Genomic DNA, 1,255 nt, shown 5'->3' with positions numbered 1-1,255 from the left:
CCGGCTTTGATGCCGAGTTCTTCGGGATTTCGGCGCGTGAGGCCACCGCGATGGACCCGCAGCAGCGGCTGTTGTTGGAGGTGTGTTGGGAAGCGTTGGAAACCGCCGGGATCGACCCAGCCGCCCTTGAGGGCACCGATACCGGTGTCTTCGCCGGAGCCTGGGCACAACCGGGAGCCGGCGGCGCCGACGGGGCCGAGGGTTATGGGCTGACCGGGATCGCCACGAGTGTGGCGTCGGGGCGGGTGGCGTATGTGTTGGGGTTGCAGGGTCCGGCGATCACCGTGGATACGGCCTGTTCGTCGTCGTTGGTGGCCACGCATTTGGCGTGTCAGTCGTTGCGTAACGGCGAATCCAGTCTGGCGTTGGCCGGCGGAGTCACCGTCATGACCACCCCCGCACCCTTTATCGAGTTCGCTCGTCAGCGTGGGTTGTCGGTGGACGGGCGGTGTAAGGCGTTTGCCGCGGCCGCCGATGGCACCGGGTGGGGCGAGGGCGCGGCGATCGTGGTGTTGGAACGCCTCAGTGAGGCTCAGCGCCAAGGACATCCGGTGTTAGCGGTAATCGCGGGCTCAGCGGTCAACCAGGACGGCGCCTCCAACGGATTGACCGCCCCCAACGGCCCCGCCCAACAACGAGTGATCACTCAAGCCGCCGCCAACGCCGGTGTGGGATTGGATCAGGTCGATGTCGTCGAGGCCCACGGCACCGGCACCACCCTGGGGGATCCGATCGAAGCCGGCGCCTTGTTGGCCACCTATGGCGCGGGCCGCGCCGCTGAGCGGCCGTTGTGGCTGGGCTCGGTCAAATCCAACATCGGCCACACCCAGGCCGCCGCGGGCGCAGCGGGGTTGATCAAGATGATCACCGCCCTGCAGCACGCGGTATTGCCGCCAACACTGCACGTGGATCAACCCAGCCCGCACATCGACTGGTCAGCCGGAGCAGTCCAGTTGTTGACCGAGGCGATGCCCTGGCCCGAATCCGCGCATCCGCGCACAGCAGCAGTGTCGTCGTTCGGGATCAGCGGCACCAACGCGCACGTGATCGTCCAACAGGCTCCCAGCCCACCACCGGCCGATCCCGCTGCCGCAACCAAAGGCCCGGCCCCGCTGCGGTTTTGGCCGCTGTCGGCTCGCAGCCCTGCCGCACTGCGCGCCCAAAGCGCCCGACTGCATCAGCATCTGCTCGATCACCCCGACATTGATCTGACCGATCTGGCCTACAGCCTGGCCACCACCCGCACCCACCACCC

1 protein-coding gene is annotated in these 1,255 nt (G+C 67.6%); it reads left to right on the top strand.

The genetic code is table 11. The features are described from left to right. Positions 1-1,255: beta-ketoacyl synthase N-terminal-like domain-containing protein (locus BST12_RS28995; RefSeq protein ID WP_139802060.1), on the top strand; the 1,255-nt coding region annotated here is incomplete at both ends.

This window comes from Mycobacterium angelicum, from assembly GCF_002086155.1.
In the GTDB taxonomy this organism is placed as follows: Bacteria; Actinomycetota; Actinomycetes; order Mycobacteriales; family Mycobacteriaceae; genus Mycobacterium; species Mycobacterium angelicum.
This window is presented reverse-complemented; position numbering and strand designations above follow the sequence as displayed.